The 24,167-nt window shown below is 46.6% G+C and carries 24 protein-coding genes; 11 read left to right on the plus strand and 13 right to left on the minus strand.

What is annotated here, in order from left to right; translation table 11 throughout:
• Nucleotides 1-142: 142 nt before the first annotated feature.
• From AACT52_RS03240 to AACT52_RS03250, 3 genes are all read left to right on the plus strand, one after another.
• Nucleotides 143-274 carry a hypothetical protein gene (locus AACT52_RS03240; protein ID WP_272937073.1) on the plus strand — a complete coding sequence of 44 codons (132 nt, stop codon included), beginning with the start codon at nt 143-145 and terminating at the stop codon, nt 272-274.
• Nucleotides 275-800: 526 nt separating this feature from the next.
• Nucleotides 801-1,406, plus strand: a complete 606-nt coding sequence (locus AACT52_RS03245) for a nitroreductase family protein (RefSeq protein WP_073629329.1) — start codon at nt 801-803, stop codon at nt 1,404-1,406.
• A 144-nt stretch (nt 1,407-1,550) separates the two neighbouring features.
• Complete coding sequence (locus tag AACT52_RS03250; protein ID WP_073629330.1) at nt 1,551-2,222, plus strand: glutathione S-transferase family protein; 672 nt, start codon at nt 1,551-1,553, stop codon at nt 2,220-2,222.
• A 331-nt stretch (nt 2,223-2,553) separates the two neighbouring features.
• On the opposite strand, the gene AACT52_RS03255 is transcribed toward AACT52_RS03250, so the two are convergent.
• Nucleotides 2,554-2,733 carry a hypothetical protein gene (locus AACT52_RS03255; RefSeq protein WP_143172734.1) on the minus strand — a complete coding sequence of 60 codons (180 nt, stop codon included), beginning with the start codon at nt 2,731-2,733 and terminating at the stop codon, nt 2,554-2,556.
• A gap of 416 nt (nt 2,734-3,149) precedes the next feature.
• Between AACT52_RS03255 and AACT52_RS03260 the strand changes: the two genes are divergently transcribed.
• The 8 genes from AACT52_RS03260 to AACT52_RS03295 all read left to right on the plus strand — a co-directional run bounded on the left by AACT52_RS03260 (nt 3,150) and on the right by AACT52_RS03295 (nt 10,187).
• Nucleotides 3,150-4,118, plus strand: coding sequence for a TauD/TfdA dioxygenase family protein (locus AACT52_RS03260; RefSeq protein ID WP_073629332.1), 969 nt, complete (start codon nt 3,150-3,152; stop codon nt 4,116-4,118).
• Nucleotides 4,119-4,255: 137 nt separating this feature from the next.
• Nucleotides 4,256-4,435 carry a hypothetical protein gene (locus AACT52_RS03265; protein ID WP_073629334.1) on the plus strand — a complete coding sequence of 60 codons (180 nt, stop codon included), beginning with the start codon at nt 4,256-4,258 and terminating at the stop codon, nt 4,433-4,435.
• Between the two features lie 502 nt (nt 4,436-4,937).
• On the plus strand, nt 4,938-5,075 hold the full coding sequence (locus tag AACT52_RS03270; RefSeq protein ID WP_158054551.1) for a hypothetical protein: 138 nt from the start codon (nt 4,938-4,940) through the stop codon (nt 5,073-5,075).
• Between the two features lie 18 nt (nt 5,076-5,093).
• Nucleotides 5,094-6,440: an LLM class flavin-dependent oxidoreductase gene (locus AACT52_RS03275; RefSeq protein WP_073629338.1), complete on the plus strand. Its 1,347-nt coding sequence runs from the start codon at nt 5,094-5,096 to the stop codon at nt 6,438-6,440.
• Between the two features lie 35 nt (nt 6,441-6,475).
• Nucleotides 6,476-6,787, plus strand: a complete 312-nt coding sequence (locus tag AACT52_RS03280; RefSeq protein WP_073629340.1) for a hypothetical protein — start codon at nt 6,476-6,478, stop codon at nt 6,785-6,787.
• A gap of 1,354 nt (nt 6,788-8,141) precedes the next feature.
• Nucleotides 8,142-8,816 (plus strand): cadmium resistance transporter, encoded by a 675-nt coding sequence (locus tag AACT52_RS03285; RefSeq protein ID WP_073629342.1) that lies wholly within the window; start codon nt 8,142-8,144, stop codon nt 8,814-8,816.
• On the plus strand, nt 8,817-9,314 hold the full coding sequence (locus tag AACT52_RS03290) for a hypothetical protein (protein WP_233153850.1): 498 nt from the start codon (nt 8,817-8,819) through the stop codon (nt 9,312-9,314).
• 249 nt (nt 9,315-9,563) lie between these two features.
• Nucleotides 9,564-10,187, plus strand: coding sequence for a pentapeptide repeat-containing protein (locus tag AACT52_RS03295; protein ID WP_073629344.1), 624 nt, complete (start codon nt 9,564-9,566; stop codon nt 10,185-10,187).
• A 104-nt stretch (nt 10,188-10,291) separates the two neighbouring features.
• Here AACT52_RS03295 and AACT52_RS03300 read toward each other — a convergent pair whose 3' ends face one another.
• From AACT52_RS03300 to AACT52_RS03355, 12 genes are all read right to left on the minus strand, one after another.
• The gene (locus AACT52_RS03300) at nt 10,292-10,633 is read right to left on the minus strand and encodes a 4Fe-4S binding protein (protein WP_073629346.1); all 342 of its coding nucleotides are present in this window, start codon (nt 10,631-10,633) and stop codon (nt 10,292-10,294) included.
• Between the two features lie 13 nt (nt 10,634-10,646).
• Nucleotides 10,647-12,293, minus strand: a complete 1,647-nt coding sequence (locus AACT52_RS03305) for an FAD-dependent oxidoreductase (RefSeq protein WP_233153851.1) — start codon at nt 12,291-12,293, stop codon at nt 10,647-10,649.
• A 30-nt stretch (nt 12,294-12,323) separates the two neighbouring features.
• Entirely contained in the window at nt 12,324-14,183 is a 1,860-nt protein-coding gene (locus tag AACT52_RS03310; RefSeq protein WP_233153852.1) for an ABC transporter ATP-binding protein, read from the minus strand.
• A complete protein-coding gene (locus tag AACT52_RS03315; protein ID WP_073629350.1) occupies nt 14,180-14,902 on the minus strand; it encodes an HAD family hydrolase in 723 nt (240 codons plus the stop codon). Before AACT52_RS03315 ends, AACT52_RS03310 begins: the two co-directional genes overlap by 4 nt.
• A gap of 156 nt (nt 14,903-15,058) precedes the next feature.
• On the minus strand, nt 15,059-16,057 hold the full coding sequence (locus AACT52_RS03320; protein ID WP_073629428.1) for an aldo/keto reductase: 999 nt from the start codon (nt 16,055-16,057) through the stop codon (nt 15,059-15,061).
• Between the two features lie 449 nt (nt 16,058-16,506).
• A complete protein-coding gene (locus tag AACT52_RS03325; RefSeq protein WP_073629352.1) occupies nt 16,507-17,163 on the minus strand; it encodes a carboxylesterase family protein in 657 nt (218 codons plus the stop codon).
• 113 nt (nt 17,164-17,276) lie between these two features.
• The gene (locus AACT52_RS03330) at nt 17,277-18,716 is read right to left on the minus strand and encodes an NAD(P)-binding domain-containing protein (protein ID WP_073629354.1); all 1,440 of its coding nucleotides are present in this window, start codon (nt 18,714-18,716) and stop codon (nt 17,277-17,279) included.
• A gap of 103 nt (nt 18,717-18,819) precedes the next feature.
• Complete coding sequence (locus AACT52_RS03335; protein ID WP_073629356.1) at nt 18,820-19,635, minus strand: class I SAM-dependent methyltransferase; 816 nt, start codon at nt 19,633-19,635, stop codon at nt 18,820-18,822.
• A gap of 101 nt (nt 19,636-19,736) precedes the next feature.
• The gene (locus AACT52_RS03340) at nt 19,737-20,963 is read right to left on the minus strand and encodes an MFS transporter (RefSeq protein WP_073629358.1); all 1,227 of its coding nucleotides are present in this window, start codon (nt 20,961-20,963) and stop codon (nt 19,737-19,739) included.
• Between the two features lie 148 nt (nt 20,964-21,111).
• Nucleotides 21,112-22,080 (minus strand): TauD/TfdA dioxygenase family protein, encoded by a 969-nt coding sequence (locus AACT52_RS03345; protein ID WP_073629360.1) that lies wholly within the window; start codon nt 22,078-22,080, stop codon nt 21,112-21,114.
• A gap of 117 nt (nt 22,081-22,197) precedes the next feature.
• On the minus strand, nt 22,198-22,425 hold the full coding sequence (locus AACT52_RS03350; protein ID WP_073629362.1) for a hypothetical protein: 228 nt from the start codon (nt 22,423-22,425) through the stop codon (nt 22,198-22,200).
• Between the two features lie 95 nt (nt 22,426-22,520).
• Entirely contained in the window at nt 22,521-24,059 is a 1,539-nt protein-coding gene (locus AACT52_RS03355) for an amidohydrolase family protein (protein WP_073629364.1), read from the minus strand.
• Nucleotides 24,060-24,167: the final 108 nt, after the last annotated feature.

Here is a 24,167-nt window from a genome sequence, read left to right on the forward strand (position 1 = left end):
TGGTTCAAATGCTTAAAACTACGCACAAACGATTATTCCTTTTAAACGTTGTAGGAATAGGTAATCGAACAGGGCTATTTCATTCTAAATGTAAAAGTTGTATGGTAAAATACAGCCCTAAAAATGGAATGTATCTACTACCATGAGTCAACCAGCAATTATCGAAGCTTTTGTGGAGCTTAGAGATCCCCGTCGCCGTGCTGCTTTTAATTCAAATTGGCAATATTATCGTTCTAATGTCTCTAATCCTTGCAGGCTATACATTCGACAATAAAAGGGTTGATAACACACCTGGACTAAAAATGTAGGATTGAAATCCCCGAAAACTGAAACCCTTTTGGCATAAGTATTTGACAATCCTACACAAACCTAAAAATCAAATCTTAAGATTACCTTTTTTTGGCAAGCTCATGATTCCATTTTTGGGTGACGACAATGTTATGGTTCCAATGCATCAAAAAAGAATGCGATCGCTCGAACGGAAGAATAAGTATTACAGCCCTTAAAGCGGCAATGTTATGGTTCCAGTCGCGGCAATCTTATCCTTCCACCGACAGTAAGATTTTCAGAGCTTGCATGGCGGCTGGTGACAGCTTCGCCACTTTCCCCCCCTACTTGATTAACTGCTGATGGATGCAGTAAGATAATTAAACTTCGATTAATACACGTATTTACAGTAGTATTGAGTGTTAATTCTCTAAACAAGGTTTTTTAACCGCTATAAGCCTTTGGCAAGCCGCAATCAAATATTAATCGGTGATGTAGATCTAGTCAGTTCTCACCCAAGGAAATTTACACACATGACTCAGAAACTTGCCGAAACGCAATACCCTGTTCATGACTTCATTCGGAGTCGCTGGAGTCCTAGAGCTTTTAGCGATCGCGCAGTTGAACCAGAAAAACTACTTTCGTTACTAGAAGCGGCTCGTTGGGCACCTTCTTCCTATAATCATCAGCCTTGGAGTTTTATTGTTGCTACCAAAGATGACGCAACGGAATACAACCGTCTACTTAGTACCTTGGTGGAGTTTAATCAAGGATGGGCGAAAAACGCTCCAGTATTGATACTCACGGTGGCGAAAATTCGCACTGACGATGGGAAGACAAACAGACACGCATTTCATGATCTGGGGCTGGCGTTAGAAAACCTGATTCTTCAGGCAACTTCTCTGGATTTATTTGCCCATCAAATAGGAGGATTTAATCCAGAAACCGCAAGGGAAATATACCAGATTCCGGAAGGCTATGAGCCTGCAACTGTGGTGACAGTTGGCTATCCTGGCGATCCGCAGAACCTCCCTGATGGACTACGCGATCGCGAATTAGCACCTCGTACCCGCAAGCCTTTGACAGAATTTGTGTTTACGGAAAAGTGGGGACATACCTCACGCTTGTTGAAAGGCTAAGACAATTTTAGATTTTAGGTTTTGGATTCAGAATTCATCCAAAACCATGTTACTGACATTAACTATTTAATATTTGGGATTTTTAGATTGAAACTCTATATCCCAATGCCAAACAGCAAATCCTATTTACAGAGGAACTTCAACATGGCTGACATTAAGATTTATAGTGCAGTTGTTTGTCCTTATGCCCACCGTACACGTCTTGTACTTCAAGAAAAGGGCATTGATTTCGATTTAATTGAAATTGATTTGCAGAATAAGCCAGAGGGTTTTACAAAAGTTTCTCCCTATGGGAAAGTACCAGCAATTACACATGGTGAAAGTCCCGTTTGGGAATCGGCTGTAATTAACGAGTATTTAGATGAAGTATTTCCCAATCCACCACTTTTACCTAATAGTCCAATTGCTAAAGCTCAAGCTCGAATTTGGATAGATTTTGCTAATACAAGATTAGTACCTGCTTTTTCTACTCTCTTACGCAGTACAGATTCTCAAAAACAAGAAGAAGCCAAACAAGAACTTTACAAACACCTAGAATTTATTGAAACTGAAGCTCTAGGAAAACTATCTCAAGATGGCCCCTATTGGTTTGGTGAATCTATCAGTTTGGTTGATTTCACTTTTTACCCTTGGTTTGAGCGCTGGCCTGCACTTAAAGAGTATCGCGGTTTCGGCATACCTGCAGAATTTACTCGTGTAAAACAGTGGAAACACGCTCTTAAAGAACGTCCATCAGTAAAGGCGATCGCTAACTCTAAAGAGTTCTACATTGAGCGATATGCAAGGTTTGCTACTCCTACTCCTGTTGCTGCCTAGTAATTATTAATCCGTAATCCTTAATTCGTAATTCGTAATTCTGATGAGGAATTATCAATTACGAATTTTTTTTATTTAATTTTTAACAGAAAGAACTCAGGTGTCAGTCGCCAGAATTCAGAATTGAATTCTGTGCGACTGGTGAACCAGTACTGCAGGAGGTGAGACCAGTGCTGCAGGAGGAGCCAGCACTGCAGTGAGGCAGCGCCCTTTGGAGGGTTTCCCTCGTGCCGGCTCTGCCGAAAGGGTTTCCCACGCCCAGGTGACTGGTGAGTCCAGTCCTGTGCCTCCTGCGGAGGAGCTTCGCTAACGCGAAGCGTGCCCGAAGGGCTTAGGCGGGTTTCCCGCCGTAGGGAACTGGCGAACCCGAAGGGCGTCGGTTTCCCGAACTCACAGCAACTGGCGTAAGCGCAAGCGCACGCCAAGGGCGAACGCGTAGCGTCTCCGTTCGCCCTTGGCGTGCCGCAGCCATAGGAGATACCCGTTCGCCGTAAGGCGTGGCGTTAGCCATAGGGGTTTCCCGACAGCCAGGTAACTAGTGTTCGCGTAGCGTGCCGTGCCTCCTCCGAAGGAGCTGCGCTAACGGCGATAGCCGTGGCCGTACCCACTGGGCATACCCGTAGGGAGGCAAGAGAGGACACAGAGAGAAGAGTTAATTATTATAGGTAATCTTAGACCGGGAAGGGAGTAACACTTTTGCCTATTGGGTATTGGCATCGAACACTATAGGCAATGGTTTGTCTGCAAAATATAGGAAATTACTATTTAGCAACCAATACTACGATAAATTTATCGGAATATAGTATAATATTCTCAGTTATGCTCCCAGCATGGGAATATTGCTGGCAGATATTGGGTAACGGCAAATTCCCTAGGAAATAGGAGAGTGTGAACACCTCCCGACGGATCAAACTCTGGAGAATCTTAATGGGCTACAAACATATAGAAGTTAAACAAGTAGCTGGTTTCATCGGTGCAGAAATCGGCGGCGTAGACCTTTCCCGTCCTCTTTCTGACGAGCAAGTCCAAGAAATTCGCAAAGCGCTATTAAAGTGGAAAGTTATCTTCTTTCGTAATCAGAACATCGATCATGCTGCCCAGGTCGAGTTCACATCTCGTTTTGGCGAAGTAACTTTCGCCCATCCTTTGGGAGAGCCGGAACCAGTTCCCCGATTTCCTCAGATTAAACCTGTAGACCGTAAGCTTTATGAACGGCAGTACGGTTTTCGTACTGGCGGTCCCTGGCACACAGATGTAACTGCGGCCATTAACCCACCAGCCGCGTCAGTTTTACGCGCCGTTAATGTCCCTAGCTTTGGTGGTGATACCCAGTGGAGTAATCTTGTTGCCGCTTATGAGGGGCTCTCAGCACCCTTGCGCGCCCTAGCAGATACATTGAAAGCGGAACATCGCTTCAATGGAGGCGGTTATCAACCCCGCAACGGCAAATTCAACGATCGCATTGCTGTTAATCCCCTAGTTTCTATTCACCCAGTCGTCAGAGTTCATCCGGAAACTGGTGAACGTGCTTTGTTCGTCAACCCTGGCTTTGTCTCCCGCATTGTGAATGTGTCACCAGAAGAGAGCAGACTGTTGCTAGAATTGTTCTTTAACCAAGTCACCAAACCTGCCTATACCACCCGCTTCCGTTGGAACAACGGTGATATTGCCTTCTGGGACAATCGCGCCACCGTGCATTTAGCTCCGCAAGATTTGGATCATTTAGATGTGGAACGTCTGCTCTATCGCACCACCATCACAGGCGATGTCCCAGTAGGGGTTGATGGTTCCCGTTCCGAAGTGGTTCACGGTGAAGCTTTCAGTAGTGAAGTACCAAGTGTTTTCAAGCAGAAAGCTAATTCTCAGGAAGCACAACCAGTACTTTCATCAAACTGAGTTCTGAGCCATAAGTGCTGAGTAAATTAAAAACTACTCAGTACTTATGAACGCAGACATTAACCCTTGTTGCTCTACAAGGGTAACTTGGCATGACCAGTTGATCGTCATAGCCCTAAATCTAAAGAGACCAAATCATGACACTCACAGCCAGCCGGATTGATATTACACCCACCGACGCGGCTCTAGGTGCGGTAATTACCGGAATTGATGTCAGTCGTTCTGTAGATCCAGAGGTGATTTTACAACTGAAGCAAGTATGGCGCGTAGACGCGTCCCTTGCGCGTGTCCCCTTGGGACTCAGCGGCTTGCCGTAGACATCGCCATCTTCTCATCTTCAAAAACCAGACATTAACTGACGAGCAGTTCTTAGCTTTTGCCAATTACTTTAGACATCTCCGAAATATAAAAAAGTCAACTAAAATAAAAATCAATAATCTTTTATAACAACAAGAATATGAGTTCTATATCTGCGTACATTGAACAAAATCGTCAGGATACACAACAATTAGTGGGTCTAAAGTACTGATCTGATTCCAACTGCACTCGATTTGGTCAATCCTAACCATTTTAAAAGCTGGTTTACAAACTGTTGTTATTGTACCTCAGAAACCTGCAATCCACTGTATTACTTAGTTCCCAGCGATTGGCTCCGCCACTACCCCTTGGGCAATCGCATCCGTTCTTTCGCCAGTTGTACACCAAAGCAGAACTCATCGACTAGTCAAGCAACCAGTCAAGCCGTCAACCAGTTAACTAAGACAGCACGACTCAAAGTCGGGTCTCGAAATACTGTCTCTGAAGATATTTTCAAAAAATATGCAATCCTTCTTAGCAACTGTGCAATCAAAAGCAAATGACCCCAACATCCAAAAACTGAATCAATTGGTTGTCGATCCCCAGTTGAAGGATTATATTAACAACTACTTCAAGGGGACGATCGCCCCTGCATTATAAACATGATACGGAGGGCTAATGAGCGGAGCGAAGCAATTGAAACTGGGTGCGTTCATGCGCCCGGTCGCGATACACACAGGCGCTTGGCGCTATCCTGGGGCTTTGCCTGATGCCAATTTCAACTTCCCGGCGCTAAAACGATTCATCCAGAAACTAGAACAGGGCAAATTTGACGCATTCTTCATGGCCGATCACTTAGCGGTGCTTAATATGCCAATCAACGCGCTCAAGCGCAGCCACACTGTCACCTCCTTTGAGCCTTTCACCCTACTTTCTGCCCTCGCCAGCGTCACCGAACACATCGGGCTGGTAGCTACCGCTTCCACCACATATGACCAGCCTTACCACATCGCTCGCCGTTTTGCGTCTCTTGACCATATCAGCGGCGGTCGCGCTGGCTGGAATATCGTTACCACATCAAATCCAGATGCAGCGCTTAACTTCGGCTTGGAAGAGGAAGTTGAGCATGACGAACGCTACGTGCGGGCTAGAGAATTCTATGATGTCGTAACGGGTCTTTGGGATTCCTTCGCGGACGATGCGTTCATCCGGGACGTGGAATCAGGGATTTATTTCGATCCTGCAAAAATTCACGTTCTGGGTCATAAGGGAAAACATCTCTCGGTGCAGGGGCCATTGAACATCGCCAGACCTGTCCAGGGTTGGCCGGTAATCGTCCAGGCGGGCGCATCCGATGCAGGACGACAATTAGCCGCCGAAACCGCCGAGGTCGTGTTTGCACCTGCTGGTAATCTGGAGGCAGGTAAAGCTTTATTTGCTGACATTAAGGGACGGGCGCGGGCGATTGGACGTGACCCAGAAAGCATCAAAATTCTTCCAGGTGCTTTGGTGATTGTGGCCGAAACTGTGGAAGTAGCGATCGCCAAGCGTAAACATTTGGACAGCTTAGTACACTATGACAGTGGGATCGCCAGCTTGAATAGCGCCCTTGGCTACGATGTTTCGGGTTTCGATCCGGACGGCCCTTTGCCAGAAATCCCGCAAACCAACGCCAGCAAGAGCGCGCGAGAACGAGTGATAGCGCTGGCGCAACGCGAGAAACTGACCATTCGACAGCTGGCTCAACGCATTGGCAGTTACAGCGGACTGGCGTTTGTCGGTACGCCCCAAACGATTGCCGATGACATGGAGCAATGGCTGACCGAGGAAGGATCTGACGGTTTCAACGTCATGTTCCCTTTTGTTCCTGAAGGGCTGAACGATTTTGTAGACAAGGTTGTGCCAGAACTTCAACGGCGTGGGATCTTCCGCAAAGAGTATGAGGGGAAGACGCTGCGCGAAAATCTTGGACTGGCGCGCCCTGGTAACCGCTTCTTTGAGACCACAAACGCCTCTGTAAGCTAGATGCGCCCATTCCCAAAATATCAGAGAGAGAAACAATGATTAAGACTCCTGAGAAAGTTGCAGATTCCACCTTCCAGTTTTCAGCTCCTGTCACAGTCCACTCGCCGGAACTCCAGCAGCTTTTCGATTTTATCGCTGCTGGGGCTGCGGAATGCGATCGCCTCCCTGCTGCCAAAGCCCAGGGTGAAGACGCGGAAACAGCAGCAGCACTAGCAGCTTCTTTAAGTGCATCCAAAGCCAAATTGATTGTTGATGACCTAGCGCTACGTTCTGCTACCCTGTTATTTGAAGTTGGTGGGGGCAACGCTATCAAATCGTCACCATGTATGCTCAGATTGTGGATTTGAAATACCGCGTGATGTGGGTAGCGCTTCGGGTAATGTACAACGTTGTGACTAATCAACAACCGGGGTTGGGAACCGGCCTCGATAGTCTTGGATGTCTAAGTACAGCATTTCATTAATTCGTAACGTTTTTGAACGCTGAGGAGCGCTGAGGTCAACGCAGCGAAAAGTTCTGCAGGAGGTGAGACCAGTGCTGCAGGAGGAGCCAGCACTGCAGTGAGGCAGCGCTGCAGGAGGGTTTCCCTCGTGCCGGCTCTGCCGAAAGGGTTTCCCACGCCCAGGTGACTGGTGAGTCCAGTCCTGTTCGCGTTGGCGAAGCCTCTCCGCAGGAGACAGCGTGCCCGAAGGGCTTAGGCGGGTTTCCCGCGCCCCGGGAACTGGCGTTCACCGAAGGTGTGCCGAAGGCATACCCGAAGGGCGTCGGTTTCCCGAACTCACAGCAACTGGCGTAAGCGCAAAGCGCAGGCTCCGCCAACGCGTAGCGTCTCCGTTCGCCCTTGGCGTGCCGCAGGCATAGGAGATACCCGTTCGCCGTAAGGCGTGGCGTTAGCCATAGGGGTTTCCCGACCTAGGAAACTTTTCAAGACAAAGGTATACAGAGTCTTCGTTCGAGTTTTCGCTATGAACTTATGAAATCATGTACTAAGCTCTACTTCAAAGACTGGTAAACGAAAGAATACTGGATCTATGAAGCAACTTGGGCAGATGAAGAGACAAAAATTCAGCAGCGCGGCGGAACCGGGCGAAACCCCGTCCGCCGGGAGCGGCAGGGTAGTTCATTCGTAGAGTTTAGAGATGCTTTCCGCGATTCTGCATAAGCCGTGCTGATGGTTTGGAGTCAGAGACACTCACCATCTAGTAGCTTTCATAATTAAAAATTATTCTCCCTTATATACGGTATCTTTGTGGTGAATCGCTATTTCTACACCATGTCAAAAGTCAGATAGGTCGTCTGTGACTAATTTTTCCTCTAGTCATTTGGACTTATTTTGGTAATTATCTGCTCTTCTTAACGATTATTAGTACTTATCTCATAAATTCTGTTTATTATTAAAAAAAAAAAGAATGTTTGCTCTTATCTGGGTGAAACCATAATATTGAGAACAAGCTAAGTTGTTAAGAAAAAAATCTCAAATTTGATAATAGCGATCGCCCGTATATGCCCGAAGGGTTTCTTTCAGAAACCCTTCCCTCGAATCTCCGATTCGAGGCAACAAAGCGGAGCTTTGTTGGGGCATAGGGCGCGCCTTGCGATCGCATCGAAAGAAAAGCAATTCAACTATCTCCTAAACTGCCTTCACTTCTAGAAGCGGAGAAGGATTAAAGAAGTCATTATGAACCTTTGTGAACAAAAACTATGAGTTGGCTAGTTAGTACTTTAATTCTTGGCATTTCTGCCGCTTTTGCAACTACCTTTGACGACAATATTTACTTGACGGCTTTTTTTGGAAAAGTCAATCATGTCTTTCGTCCTAAGCACATTATCATTGGCGAATTTGTTGGATTTACCGCGCTAGTACTTGCTAGTCTCCCTGGTTTTTTCGGCGGTTTAGTTCTTCCAGAAGCTTGGATTGGATTGCTAGGCATTCTACCAATTGTAATTGGTATCAGCAATCTCATGAGTCGAGATGATGATGGCGATACAATCCAAGATGTGTCAGTTGACTTCCGTCATACAGTCAAATCTAGACGTCATAAGAAATCATTATTTGCGACTCTGCGCGATCCTCAAACTTACCGCGTTTCGGCAGTAACTATTGCCAATGGAGGAAATAACATTGGTATCTATGTGCCATTGTTTGCTACTACTAATTTGCCAAGTTTAGGAGTGATTTTGTGCGTTTGCTATTTCACTGTTGGAGTGTGGTGCTTGCTCTCTTATAATCTGACTCGTAATCCTCTCATGGCTCCGCTTATGGCTCGCTATGGTCGAAAAATCTTCCCATTTGTGTTAATCTGGCTGGGATTCTCGATAATGATGAAAAGCGGTACTTTCCAACTTGTTCCCAGTCTAGCAATGCTTTTCCATTAGATGTCAGGCGATAGCTTCGTTGCTGCGCTCCGCGCAGATCGCGCTTTAGTTGAAAACTTGCTACCATTGTTCCATGAAGAAAAAATTGCTCTTCTACCTCTAGTACTGATTATTCCTCACTTCTGGCGACCTCCCCCTAGCACTGGATTAACAGATTGGGGAGAAAAGCCAAGTTTTAAAGAACCTTCAAAGTTAATTTGCAACGAATCGATGAAACTTTTCCAAATCGCTTTAGTCGTCTTAATGCTTTTAATCAATCTAGTAAGTCCTTTAAGCGCATGGGCAGATGAAGCACCGCACTTAAGTAAACATCCTGACTACTTCGTAGGTCAAAAAGTAGTTTGGCTTTATAAAGCTCGCGCTGATTCTGACAATGTCCAGAGAATTCCTGCCGAAGTAGTCAAGCTAGGCTCAAAGCAAGTACAAGTTAGGGTACGGAAACACAACAACGACTTCGTTAATCGTTGGGTGAATCGAGACAGGTTAGAAAATCATTAAATATAGTATTTTTTTTAATTCACAAGCATAATTGCAGAATTACAAACAAAAATTCAAAAAGCTCTTTTAAAAGGCAAGAGAATATCATCCGTTTGCAGGCTAAATTACTGACTAAAAGAAAACCATAAATATTATTATTGTTAGGAACAATAATAATATTTGCTTTGAGAGTTTGATTGGTTCTATCTTGAAATTAAGGTGAACTAAAAGCAGATAAAAAAGATTACCAAGTTTGAGAGGAATAAACTAATGAACAAACCAAATTCAAAAAAACTAACTTCCTGGATTGTCACTGCTGTATTTCTTGTACTAGTAGCGGGATTTTCTTTGCTTAACCAGCCCAACGCCTTAGCTCAATCAGAAACACTACCTGCACCTACAGAATCCGCACCTGCTCCTGTAGTATCTCCAGCTCCAGCAACACCTCCAACAACATTCTTCGTAGATCCTGTAGCAGCAAATGTTAGACGTTTATTAACAACTAATGAATGTGTTGGATGCAACCTGGCTGAAGCACAACTAGAAAGAGTAAACCTGCTGGGAGCTAATTTGGAAGGTGCAAACTTACAAAAAGCAGAATTAGAAAAGGCGAATTTAGAGGGAACTAACCTACAGACAGCTAATTTGCAAGGAGTAGATTTAAGCAAAGCAAACCTCTCTGGAGTAAATCTACAAGGAGCAAACTTATATGATGCAGATTTAGAGGGGGCTAATTTGCAAGGAGCAAATCTATCTGGGGCAAACCTACAGAAGGCAGATTTACAAAAAACAAATCTCACAACAGCGAACATAGAAGGGGCAAACCTGCTAGGGGCTGATTTAGAAGATGCATTCTTACCCTCAGGAATCGCAACTCAGTATCAGTATCACTAATGAAAAGTATGTAGTACCCTGCCAAGAGAACTTGACGGGGTAAAAGGTAAGGGGTAAAGGTCTTTTATCCCTTACCTTTTGCCTTTTCCGTACAGTCGAATGCTTTAACTTTGATAGGGGCGCGGCAGTTGGCGCAGTTTATGAGCAGTATCTAATTCACTATTGTTTTTTCTGCCATATCCCCAACCCAAAATGCGACGATATTCACCCATAATGCCACTGTCAATTAAATCATCCTCGTTGACTGCAACATTGGTATGAGATTGCGGCGCAACATAGAGCGCATCCGCAGGACAATATGCCTCACACATGAAACAAGTTTGGCAGTCTTGTTGTCGGGCGATCGCAGGCGGTTGGTTGGGAACTGCATCAAAGACATTGGTAGGGCATACTTGAACGCAAACATTGCAATTAATACAGAGTTTATGGCTGACAATCTCGATCATGATACTGCTCCTGCTACAACTTTGATACCGAGGCTGTGGTTTGAGTAGTTAATACTGGTGGTGTAGGGCTGGCATCCTTCACCCAATCCCGTCTCACCCAAAGCCTTTCTAAGCCGCCTGTTGCTTGGTAATAAAGCTGATTTGGATCGGTTTCGGGATAGTCCACGCGAATATGTTCGCTGCGCGTTTCTGTGCGATGTAAAGCGCTAAAATATGCCCATCGTGCTACAGCCACAAGAGCTGCCGCTCGACGAGAAAATTCCACATCGCGCACTGTATCTTGTTTCGGGTTGCCTTGTACTTGCTGCCACAGCGTTTCTAATTTGGCGAGGGAATCCAAAAGTCTCTGCTCACAGCGCAAGTAATTCTTCTCCAATGGGAACATCTCGGCTTGTACACCGCGCACAACTCCCTCGCTATCGAATGTTTCGGAAGCGGAGGAGTGCGATCGCAATCCAGCTTGACCTGCTGGACGCACAACCCGTTCATGGGCATGAGCGCCCAGACTCTTGGCAAAGGCGGCTGCACCTTCCCCTGCCCATTGTCCTGTGGAGATTGCCCAGGCGGCATTAGGACCACCACCCCCAGAAGCTAAACCAGCTAAAAACTCCCGCGATGCAGCATCACCTGCAGCGTAGAGTCCAGGAACCTTTGTACCGCAACTATCATTCACAATCCGAATTCCACCTGTACCACGGACTGTACCTTCTAAAACCAGTGTTACAGGTACTCGTTCTGTATAAGGATCAATGCCAGCTTTTTTATAGGGTAGAAAGGCGATGAAATGAGACTTTTCAATCACTGCTTTGACTTGAGGTGTAGCTCGATCCAAACGAGCATAAACGGGGCCTTTTAAGAGGGCATTGGGAAGGAATGCGGGATCGCGACGACCATTGATATAGCCACCTAAATCGTTACCTGCTTCATCGGTGTAACTAGCCCAGCCAAAAGGAACACCCCTTGTGACTGTAGCATTAAAAGCGGTCGAGATGGCATAGTGGTTAGAAGCTTCCATACTGGAGAGTTCGCCGCCAGCTTCCACCGCCATCAGCAGTCCATCGCCTGTATTGGTATTGCAACCTAATGCTTTACTCAAGAATGCACAACCGCCATTCGCCAGGACTACTGCACCAGCACGAACAGTATAGGTACGATGATTTTGCCGCTGCACACCTCTAGCTCCAGCCACAGAGCCGTCCTCGGCTAATAACAGTTCTAGAGCCGGGCTTTGGTCGAGAATTTGCACACCAACACGCAACAGGTGTTTGCGAAGTACCCGCATATATTCCGGGCCGTAATAACTCTGGCGCACAGATTCCCCATTTTCTTTGGGGAAACGATAGCCCCAATCTTCCATTAGGGGCAAACTCAGCCAAGTTTTTTCGATCACACGTTCGATCCAACGTAAGTTAGCGAGGTTGTTTCCTAGGCGATAACGCTCCGATAAAACTTTGTCCCAATTCTCTGGAGAAGGTGCCATGATACCATTGCCACTGGCAGCAGCTGCACCGCTCGTACCCAGAAAACCTTTATCAACAATGATGACTTTGACACCTTGGGCTGCGGCTGCCCATGCTGCCCATGCGGCAGCAGGACCACCACCAATTACTAGCACGTCAGCAGTTAATTGTAGTTCAGTGTCGCTATAGGCTGTAAGCAATTCCTTTTCCTCCTTAGTTGGCAGTCAAGTTCATACTTTGCTACTTTGAGCGGCTTCTTGTGGCAAAAATCCACCTGCCTGCATTTTCCATAACCTGTAGTAAGCACCTTTGCGTGCCAGGAGTTTAGTGTGGGTACCATCTTCAACAATGCGACCTTGGTCAAACACCAAAATGCGGTCTAGATGCGCGATGGTGGACAAGCGATGAGCTACTACAATCACCGTTTTTCCATGCATCGCTAAATCTAGGGTATCTTGGATCGCTTTTTCGGTGATGGAATCAAGGCTGGAGGTGGCTTCATCTAAGATCAAGATTGGTGCATCTTTGAGGATTACTCGTGCGATCGCAATGCGTTGCCTCTGCCCACCGGACAGCTTAACACCGCGTTCGCCGACCAGAGAATGATAACCCTCACTCATTGGCACGATAAAATCGTGAGCGTAAGCCTTACGTGCTGCTTCCATCACTTCCTCATCGCTTGCTTCCAGTCGCCCGTAACGAATATTTTCCAGTAACGTGCGATGGAATAGAGACGGATCTTGGGGAATCAAGCTGATTTGGGCGTGGAGGGCATCCTGAGTCATATCTCGAATATCCACCCCATCAATAAGAATCTGTCCAGATTGGGGATCGAACAAACGCAAAATCAAATTGACAAAAGTGGATTTTCCAGAGCCGGAAAAGCCCACCAGCCCCACACGCTGTCCCGGTGGGATGGTGACACAAAGGTTATGGAATACTTTTTTCTCAGGTGAGTAGTTAAAATTTACTCGCCGAAACTCAATGCGTCCTTGGGTGATTGGGTGGGCGATCGCTTGATCCCGATCAATCAACTCGTGGGGTTGAACAATGGTGAAGACACCATTGGCGACATTGCCGATATGTTCAAAGAATTCTAGAAAGCGTTTACTTAAATTGCGGGCTTCACTGATGATCAACAGCGACAAACTAGTTGCTACCACAAAGTCAGCAGTAGCGATCTTTCCTTGACTCCAGAGGGAGAGCGAGTAATACAGGGTGCCAATTTTTAGAACGGCTGCTGAGATAAACTGAAACCAGCGGATTCGCTCCGAGTACCAGTTGGACTTTCTCACCTGTTTGAGTTCGCCCCTTAATTGCTCATTCAAATAGCGTCGTTCAAAACCCAGACGAGCAAATAGTCGGCTACTGGTGAGATTTGTGACTGCATCTACGATGATACCAGTTGTCTCACTTCTTGCGGCTGCAGCTTTGCGGGAGTAAATTCGGCAGCGAGTTGCCAGCCAGAACGAAATACTGATGAAGAGAACTGCCCACACCCCCACGAGTGCAGCAAGCGGAGGATAGGCGCGATACAGTAATATTGTACTAACAGTATACACGATGATGACTGGCATAAATTCAGTAATCATCATTTGCATCGTTTGGGTTACACCCAGAGAAGTTTCGCTAATCCGATGTGCTAAAGCCCCAGCAAAACTACTACTCAGGTAGCGATGGGAATGGTGCTGCAAGTAAGCATATAGAGACCGGACGATGTGCTGTCGGTGGATTGGGTGGCGGATAGTCTGTAAGAGTCCAGACGAGCGCCCGAATACCACTTCACCCACACTCAAGGCGGTGAACAGCATCAGGGGTTGCCTCACGGCATCAAAAATGTGCTTGCTGTCGCCCGCCCCTCGCGTCACGCTCCTGATGATCTCACCAATGGCATACGGTAACATAATGCCACAAGTTGCGTGTACTACCTCCAGGATCACCATTGCCACATACCACCAGCGGAACTGGTTAACGAAATAGCAAATGAACCTGAATGGAGTCGCTGGTAAGTCTGGCGCACTAGCAGCACGTTGGAACGGTTGAGATGAACGAGGACTTTTGATTAAAAAACGGCGATCGCGTCGTATCACTTCAGCTTCTCCCTAACATCATCACAATCTCCCAGTATTTCACTGATTTCAGTAAGTCTGCTAATGCGTTCCACTCTTGGAGGAATATCCTCCAAATTGACACCATACCGATCAAGCCAGATCCCAACCATTCCAGCCTGCTTGGCTGCAATCGCATCCAGTTCAAGATTGTCGCCGACAAAAAGACTCTCCTGTGTCTGTACTTCCAGTTGGCTACAAGCTTGGAGGAATATTTCAGATTCAGGTTTGGCAACTCTCGCCTTTTCGGAAATAACAACAATGTCTAGAAAAGGCAAAATGCCGCACCTTTGTAGCTTTTCAATTTGCTGTGTTTCTTGCCCATTTGTAACTACCCCAATTTTATAGTCTTGTAGTTTTGCAAAGCATTCAGTGACATCATCAAAAACTTGACATCGACTGATGTAACATTCCCAATATTCTGCCAATAAAATATCGACTTCTGTATCCTCAAATCGATAACCATACATTGAAAATGCTTCTCGCAGTTTTCCTCGCCCTGATTCTTGAAACGTGACCTGCTGAGCAAAAAACTTCTTGTACCACTCTCGGTTTAATAAGATCCACCTTTCTGTAAATGCTGTGCGCTCTTCTTCTCGATTAGGCAAGACCTGATCAAATAAAGCACCCGTTGCATCTCTGATTGCGGAATCATGATCGATTAGAGTATCGTCAAGGTCAAACAACACAGCTTTGATCATAAGGTCACGACAAAAACGACTGATACCAACTAGCTTTCAACACTCACAGATCTCTTTGGAGTACTTGCCTCACCGATAATATAAAACCGCACAACACGCGAGTAGACGCCTGGATCAACCGTCCGGTGATGTTAAATCAAATCATCATAATTGCTGCTAACGTACAGAATCTCCCTTTCGGTATTCGGCAGTGATGTCGTCTAGCTTTTGTTTTAAACTGTCATCGAGTTTTACTTCCACTGCCTTTAGGGTGTCAGCAAGTTGTTCTGGACGGCTAGCGCCAATAATCGGGGCAGTGATAATCGGATTAGCGAGCACCCAAGCTACCGCTAGAGTGGTGAGTGACAATCCAGCCAAATCTGCTACTGTGCGTAATTCCTCAACAGTATCAAACTCGCGATCGTGCCAATAACGTTCTTGATAACGTTCTGCGGCTGCACCCAAGGTAAAACGAGTTCCTGCGGTGGGTCCTTGAGCAAGATTGTGTTTACCAGTGAGTAGACCACCCGCCAAGGGATTGTAGGGAATGACACCAAGCCCTTCTTCTTTCGCTAGGGGCAACAGTTCTCGCTCAATTTCGCGGAATAACAAATTGTAGCGGGGCTGAACCGAGACAAAGCGAGTCAGATTGCGAACATCGGCCCGACCTAAAGCGCGGCTGAGTCGGTAAGCTAAGAAATTAGAAACCCCAATGTAGCGTGCTTTACCAGCTCGAACTATCGTGTCCAGTGCTTCTAAAGTCTCATCTAGAGGCGTTGAGGCATCATCAGAGTGTAATTGATACAAATCAACATAATCGGTTCCCAGTCGTCTGAGGGAAGCATTGATCGCATCTAAAATATGTTTGCGCGAAGCACCCTGATCCCAAGGGGCAGGACCAACCTTGCCTACAGCCTTGGTAGCTAGGATAAAATGTTCGCGTTTGCCTTTCAGCCAGCGCCCAATAATTTCTTCGGTACGTCCAGCATTAGCAATTCCGCCGCCAAGTGGATAAACATCAGCCGTATCCAAAAAATTGATACCAGCATCGGCGGCTGTGTCGAGGATGGCTGTGGAAGTTTCTTCGTCAGTCTGCAATCCAAAGGTCATGGTGCCGAGAACAAGGCGCGAAACAGTCAATCCAGTTTTACCGAGATTCGTAGTTGGTAAAGTCATGGTGATGTTGTTGATTGAAACTAATTGATTGAAATTAGTTGATTGAGAAAGAGTTGAAATTTCTAAATAGAATGCGATCGCGAAGCGGGCACTCTGTGCCATCGCCTCCGGCGGGGCGTAGCCCATTGCAGAACTCTAGCTTTTCTCAATTGAGTGCAATACATGAAGAAATAAGAACCACAGATGGACACCGATGGACACAGATATATTTGTACTTCATTTAAACCAGAAGTGGTATAAATCGCAGAACTAAGCAGTTACTAAGGCGTGGCGTTAGCCATAGGGGTTTCCCAACAAGCGGGAACTGAGCGCAAAGCGCACGCTCCGCGAACGGGGCATTGCTCAGAAAAGCTTATGTAATAGACATTTGAGATAGTAGTGAGCAATGCCCACCTTACAGAAAAATGCTGTAATGTATTGCACTCAATTGAGAACGGCTAGATTTCGCCTCAGACAGCTACAGAAGTTTTACCACGGCTGTGTGAAACCAGCCATTGTTGCAATTTCGGGTTGCTGTATACTTCATCGGCAATAAAATGATCGCCATCAGGTAGCACTGTAAAATCTACTGTCCCTCCAAGTCCGCGTAAGGTAGCGACAATATACTCTGTATCGTCAATCGGCAGTTTTTCGTCCTTTCCACCTTGGAATATCTGGATGGGAATTTCCTTGAGCGCAGCTAGTTGAGTTTCTTCTAATGTCTTGGGTACACGACCGGAAACTGCTACTAAACCAGCAAAGCGTCCAGGATGGGAAGCGGCGATATGCCAAGCCCCAGCCGTACCCAAGCTGAACCCAGACAGGATCACACGAGATGGATCGATGGGCTGGGAGGCGATCAGTTCATCCAGTAAAGCAATCACATCTGATTCTCGCTCTACCCAAGTCTGTCCTTCAGAAAGCTGGGGAGCTGCAAAGACATAAGGTAACGGGGTTGACACATCCACGAAACGAGGTAAACCCCATTTCAGCAACACATTTAAATCATTGCCACGGTCCCGCGCTCCGTGCAAAAACAGCACAAGAGGCGCGGGTTTGTTGGCAGTGTCAGAGACAGGTGAGAAAAGATAAGGCAAGGAACCATTGCTGATGTGTTGGACGGGCATAGTTGTAACTCCTAAATAATTTGGGTATGAGGCAAAGTATTCTTGTCATAAAATTTCGTAGTAAGCACTTTAGTGCTTAGATAATCAAGGACTAAAGTCCTTACTACGAGCATTTAGCTAACCGCCGCCTTAGCTGGTTGTTTCCACACTGCGGCGACGTACAGTGACTCTTCAAAGTCTGGTGTGATGTCGCTGGTGATGCGTGCTTCGTGCTGCTCCCAGTCGCTGAAAAATAAGTCATGGCTAATGCGCGACACTATGGCAGGCACGTCACGGCGGATACTCGGTACGTCACCAATTGGCAGACCAAAGCTGACGAAACCAGCTGGGTTAAATACGTGAATGTCTTTCAGGTAGGGCGCAGTGCCAGGTACTTTCTCTAGGTATTCGTGGGCACTGCCGAGGTAGGGGTGCGTCCCCAGATCGTCGTCGCGCTGGTCTCTTGGTGGTTGGTAGCGATCGCGCCAAAGTGCGATATGCTGCGCAAAGTCGGCTAGTTCGGGTCGCTTTGTTGGGTCAACGAAGTAACCAGTGCCAGCGATCGCAAAATCAAACTCGAAAATATCGTCGTTCACCTGGGCAACGATACGCCCACCCTTTTCCTGCGCCAATTTCCAAGGTGCAGACAGGTGCAGATGGAAGTTGGAGAAGGCGATCGCTCGCTCAATTGCGTCCGGTGGTGGTGTGGAGCCTACCTGCCGAAAGCGCCAAGCCTGGAACCAGCGAGCTGCATCAGGTAGTTGTGGATAGTTGTAGTAAGCACCAGGATACCCACGCACCCGAATCACTGGGAGGGATGCGATCGCCGAGCGCCGTGCGAACAAATGTACTGCTTTGGCTCCCGATTCCAGCGCTACCCCTGCTGCGTCGAAAGCTGAAGCCGCCGCACCTAGCACCGCCACAGTCTTACCCCGCAGTGCTTCAAAATCTATGGCATCGGCGGTATGTGCATACAGCGTGCGTGGTAAGTCAGCCAGTACAGGTGGTATGTATGCGCCACCAGTGCCAGCTACGCCGTTGGCGAATATAATCTTACGCGTGGTCTCCACCTGCGGGACACCGTTCACTTCAAGGTGCAAGCGAAAGAAACCTGACTCTGGCTCAATTCGCACCAACTTCGTCCGGTAACGAACTGAGATACCGAGAAACTGCCGATACCAGCTGAGGTACTCAGCCCAGGTCACTCGTGGAATGCGGTCGATCGCCGCGTAGGCTTCAGCACCGTGCCGCGCTTCGTACCAGGCTTGGAATGACAGTTCTGGGATGCCTAATTCAGGACCGGGTAGGTTCTTCGGTGTGCGGAGCTTTTTCATCCGCGCTCGCGTCAGCCACACACCAGCATGAGCCTCGTCGTCGGCTGCGTCGATCACCGTCACGCGACCGATGCCAGCACGCCGTAGCGCAAATGCAAAGGTACTACCGCTGCCGCTACCACCTACTATCGTGACATTGTGATCGATGTCTGGGCGATGGCTTACCCAGTTCTCGGGATCGGAACCGAGTAGGCGCAGCGCCTCGCGAGCGGCGATATCAGGGTCAGTCGTTGTTGTCATGTCGCTTTCTCAGGATGAAGGGATTGGGGATTGAGGACTGGGGAAAGGTTAAAGGGAAGAATCGTAGTGGCGTGGCAAGACTAAAATGTTGCATTATTCGGTATTATGCCCAATTTCGCACTACAACAATTTTGAATTTGGTTTCACTAGATAAGTCATAGTCTAGAGAACCGTAGTGTTCTAAAGCCCATGCGCGTAAATCATCAAAGGCTTTGGCAAAGACATCATCACTGAGATGCCAACTATGACGATAGACTCTGTTTTGATAGTGTTCTAGTAATTTTTGAACAGTTAATTCCCACTTCCATTGAGCTGCAATTACTGTTTCTAAACTTGCACCTTGGGTGCGTAGTTCTGTTAAGACCTCTTCCTCTGTTGCACCGTAACGGGGTAAAGGATAACCATAACCAGCAATGATATCTTCCCAACGTTGCTGAAAAGTCAGCCTACCTTGATTGTTATTGAGATTTGTTGAGATGGAATCGAGAGTGCCGTGAGTATATAGGTAAGGACTACCAGGTTTGAGGACGCGGCGGATTTCGGAGAGTGCTTGCTTCCAAGCAGAAACCAGATGGAACACATGAACCGTCAACCCGACATCAAAGGAGTTATCAGGAAACTGTAAAGCAGTAGCATCTCCTTTGACGGCTGTCAGGCGGTGGGAAATACCTTCTAGCTTGCGGTGTAACTCAGCTAACATCTTTTCTGAGACATCTATACCTGTGTAAGAATAGCCTCTTTTGGCAATCGGAATAGCGATTCTGCCGGTACCCACACCAATTTCAAAGAACTTAGTCTCTGATGTTGGTGAAACTATGTTGAGGATAGTGTCAGTTACTTGTTCAGATATTCCTGGTGGTAATCCTCTTGTAGAATCGTAAACATCAGATACACGGTCAAATGAAATTGTTGCAGTCATCTTTTTCTCCTTTGTGGATAAGTTAATTGGCAAAAATTGAATCAAATAGATAATTAATAAATTTGCAATTTGCCAATTTTTTTTAAAGCAAAAAATATATTTTATGAATTATTTGCATTTAAATTCAAGCGAACTAAATTCCGAAAGGTAGAAATTTGCTGCATAAAAATACCTGAACCTGTAATACAAATACTTGCGCCAAGGATGATAGTATTCACAACACCGATACGGCTTGCTAGTGCGCCAGCTATCAAATTGCCCAGAGGAACTGCACCTGTAGATGCCATAACGTAAAGACCTGTGATTTGTCCGCGATTTTCATCGCTGACTAACAACTGAAGTAAAGTACGTCCGGCGATTATCTGCAAAATAAAGCCGAAACCAGCGGCTAACAGTGACAGCAAAGAAAGCCAGAACACACGCGATAGGGCAAAAACAATCAGACTCATGCCCATAAAACCTATACCTAATGCCAAAATTTTTCCTAATCCATGTACATTTTGATGCCTAGTTGAATAGATACCACCGGCTAAAGTTCCTAAGCTGGATGCTGTCATCAGAAAACCAAAAGTGTTAGATTCACCGTGCAAAATCTCTTTGGCAAAAATCGGCCCCAATGCTAGGTAAAATCCCCAAACGCAGCAGACTAAACTTGAACTAATCAAGATAGAGCGAATTGGCAAAAACCCTATGGCATAGTTAAAACTAGTTTTTAATTCTTCTAGAGGTTTGCGTGTAGAAAGGACTGCTTTTTTGTCAGTAGTTCTTATTGCTAAAAGAGCAATAATTACAGCAACATAACTGATACTATCCAATAAAAAACATAGCCCCGCTCCCCACGCTGCAATCAACAAACCTGCAATCGCTGGCCCCACCATACTCGTCACACTTACAAGAGAAGAGTACAAGGCAAGCGCATTACCGAGATTTTCTTTACCTACTGTTTGGGGTAAAAAAGCTTGCCGAGTTGGAATATCAAAGGCGTTAATCGTCCCTAACAGTACACCCAAAAAAGTAATGTACCAGACGTTAATTGTACCACTCAAGGCTAACCACGTTAGAGCCAGAGACCGCAACATCCCCAAAATTTGGGCGACAAGCAGAATGCGGTGACGATTAGTGCGATCAGCAATAATTCCACCCAGAGGAATCAAAAGCAATGTGGGAATTTGGCTGGCAAAACCCACTACACCCAATAACAAAGCAGAATCAGTAAGGCGATATACCAGCCAGCTAGTAGCTACCTGGGTCATTGAAGTACCAATTAGAGAAATGGCCTGACCTGTGTAGAACAAGCTAAAATTTCCAGAACTAAAAGCACGGAGCATGACTTATGATTTTCTGGTGTCTGCATATGAGCATTATAATACGGTAAATTTATAGGTTTACCGTATTATAAAACGTGATTGCTTTGTGCGATCCCTTAATTTGTCTTATATATATTGTTAGCCTTTGACCCAACTAGCACTTCATAACTTAATTGAGTGCTGGTTCTGCTAACACCTTCTCGGCTTTTTGCTTGAGGACAGCTGGTAATTCACTCGTTAACGGCTCGCCTTCAACTATTTGCGAACGGAAGCCATCAGGCCCGGCTGGAATATTACCCGTAATAGTGGTGCGATAGAGTACGCGCTCAACTTCTATATGATCCAAATCTTGTGGGGCTAAATGCGCGGTAGCGCGGTTATCCCAAAATGCAATATCACCATTGTTCCAACGGAAGCGAGTGGTATAAGCGGGTTTAGTGATTTGGTTGAAAAACAACTCAAGCAGCAGTTCGCTCTCTTGTGGTGACACATCAAGAATGTGCGAGGTGAAGCCAGGGTTCACGAACAATGCACGTTCACCTGTCTCAGGATGAACGCGTACCACTGGGTGAATCGAAACCTGCGGATTGGCAGCAATGCGCTGGGCATATTTGCTATTGCTAGGTATCCGTAAACGTGCATTGAACCGATGCTCGGCTTTCAATCCATCTGCTAGGGCGCGTAGGGGTGCAGATAGACCTTCATAAGCTGCAACTAGATTAGTCCATTGTGTGTCACCACCAAAGCCAGGGACGTTAACTGCTCGCAGAATTGAACCCGCAGGTGGGTTAACAACAGCAGTGACATCAGTATGCCAACGGCTTTCATAGCTAGAACGTCGTAGACCGTTGCGGCGCTCGAAGCGGCTGCGATCAATTGGTAAGATTTGGGAAAAACCTTCTATCGGCTCGTCTTCGTGGGGATGCGCGTAGGTCACTTCACCAAAACGAGCCGTGAAGGCAATCTGTGCAGCATGATTGATGTTCTGATTGCGAAAGAAAATGACCTTCCACTTCAGTAATGCTTGACGAATTTCGGCAACTGCTTCATCGTGCAGAGGACGCGAAAGATCCACGCCGCTGATTTCAGCACCAGTGAAACCAGAAGTCGGTTTAACTTCAATGTGCTTATAGCTCATGTTTATTCTCCAAAGCTTGATCTATGGGTGAATGTTTGTACTCGTCAGCTTCCTTTGGAAGATTTTTATTTCGTCCCAGCAATATACCAAAGAAGCATCGTATCCCATCATTATACTTTAATTCGATAGATTTAACGTAGTATAAAGATGGGCAAAGTCGGCAAATTCAGGTCGCGCCGCCGGATCAACGAAATAGCCGGTACCAGCGATAGCGAAGCGCTGCTGCGAAGCGCAGATCGCAAAATCGAACTCGAAAAGATCATCGTTCACCTGCGCGACGATGCGGCCGCGTTGGTCGTGTGCTGTTCTCCACGGTGCAGATAGGTGCAGGTCAGTTGTTGTCATGTCAATCTTCTAGGGTAAAACGCTATGGGCCTTAGTTCCTGAAGAAGGGGATGTAGAGGAGCCAGGAAATTATTCCCCGATCTCCTCCTAATCTCTTACGCCGTTACCAAACTCTTATCTGCTTGTGGAGATTCGGTCTTACCTACCTTAGATTCAATCGCCGTACCCTTAAAGAAATCGGGGTTAGCTTCGGTGTAAAACTTGTAGGGATTAGCGAATACATAAGCCTTGAAGTCAGCTTCGGAAATCACGCCTTCTTTCACGAGATCCCAGCTTTCAGCTAATGGGGCGGTGAGATCGGGTACATCCCAGTGACCTACATCCGAGGAATAGATGGCGTTGATCTTGACACCCAACGGATTGGCTTTGTCGTTGAATGCTGCTGCGATAGTGCGATCGTCGGACTCGGAACCAAAGAAGAAACTGTTCACCCAGCGATCGCGGATATCTTCAATTGTTTCAATACCTGCTGCGGCAAAATCTTCCAGTTCGCTACCAACTGGCTGACGGCTGTGACGGCTGAAGGAAGAACCTAGCACACTCTTGGTCAATTCCTCTTTATCGAGGGAATACCCTTGAGTAATTTCGCCACCGAAGCGTTCAAACAACTCGAACAGTTCCGAAGCATTGGTCAGGTCTGGGTTGTAATTTTGTAGTGCCTTGAGATTGCGCTTGGAGAAACGATCCACCAAATGAATGTAGACGTGGGCACCCCAATCTGCACCACCTTCAAGCATACCGACTCGCAACTGTGGAAAACGCTTGGTCACACCACCGAAGAACAGTGCCTTGGCAAATGCTTGCGAACCATCAGCAAAATGACCGATATGGTTGTTCATGTAGTTACTGATGGAAGAGCGTCCAGTCCAACCTTGACTACCGTAATGAGTAGTAACTGGTACACCCAATTCGACAACTTTAGCCCAGAAAGGATTGTAGTCGTATTCACTATCCAATCCGTAGAAGTCGATATAGGACGCATACTTGGCGATTTCGGGAAATTTATCCGCTGGATACTTATCAGCGATCGCCTTAATCGGTCGTTTCACACCACCAGGAATATTTGCCACCTTTAGCCCTAGTGTTTTTACGGCAAACTCTAGCTCCTCAATGGCTTCTTGAGGAGTCGTCATTGGAATACCAGCTACCACCGTCAGGCGATCGCTATATGGACGATAAATATCAGCATGATAGTGATTTACCGCACGTTGCAGAGCCTGACGGTTCTCTTGACTTGCTCCAGCGGGTGCCAAGACATTATTGGGAAACAGCACCGAATAATCTGATCCCTGCTCCGCCTGACGCTCATAGAACAGTTCGGGAAGGGTGTAAGTAGCGAGATCCAACGTGTTGCGAGTGACTCTCGCCCACCAAGGTGAGCGAATTGTGCGGTTGTATTGGCGTTCTTCAGGAGTTTGTTGATACCAGTCTTTACCATCACTCTTGGAGTTGAGACGAGAGGATTCCGCCTTGCGCAATTCGTCTACGAGTTTCGCACCGCCGTAATTAGCGATGTAATCTTCAAGTGCTGGGGTGAAATCATTAGTGTGAACGTCAGTGTCGATGACCGGATAGTCAAGAGTGGCTCTAACTGCGGCAGAGGGCGAGGTCTTCAATCGGCTATATTCAGTCATGTTTTTCCCTTGTTTTTAGCTAAGATTTTCAGGCTGCTGTAGAGGGTTCGGCGTACCTTAAACCGGTGGCGATCTACAGAAAATGCGGTTTAAAAAGTATGGTTTAAG

This window comes from Scytonema sp. HK-05, from assembly GCF_963872035.1.
Classification (GTDB): domain Bacteria; phylum Cyanobacteriota; class Cyanobacteriia; order Cyanobacteriales; family Nostocaceae; genus Kalymmatonema.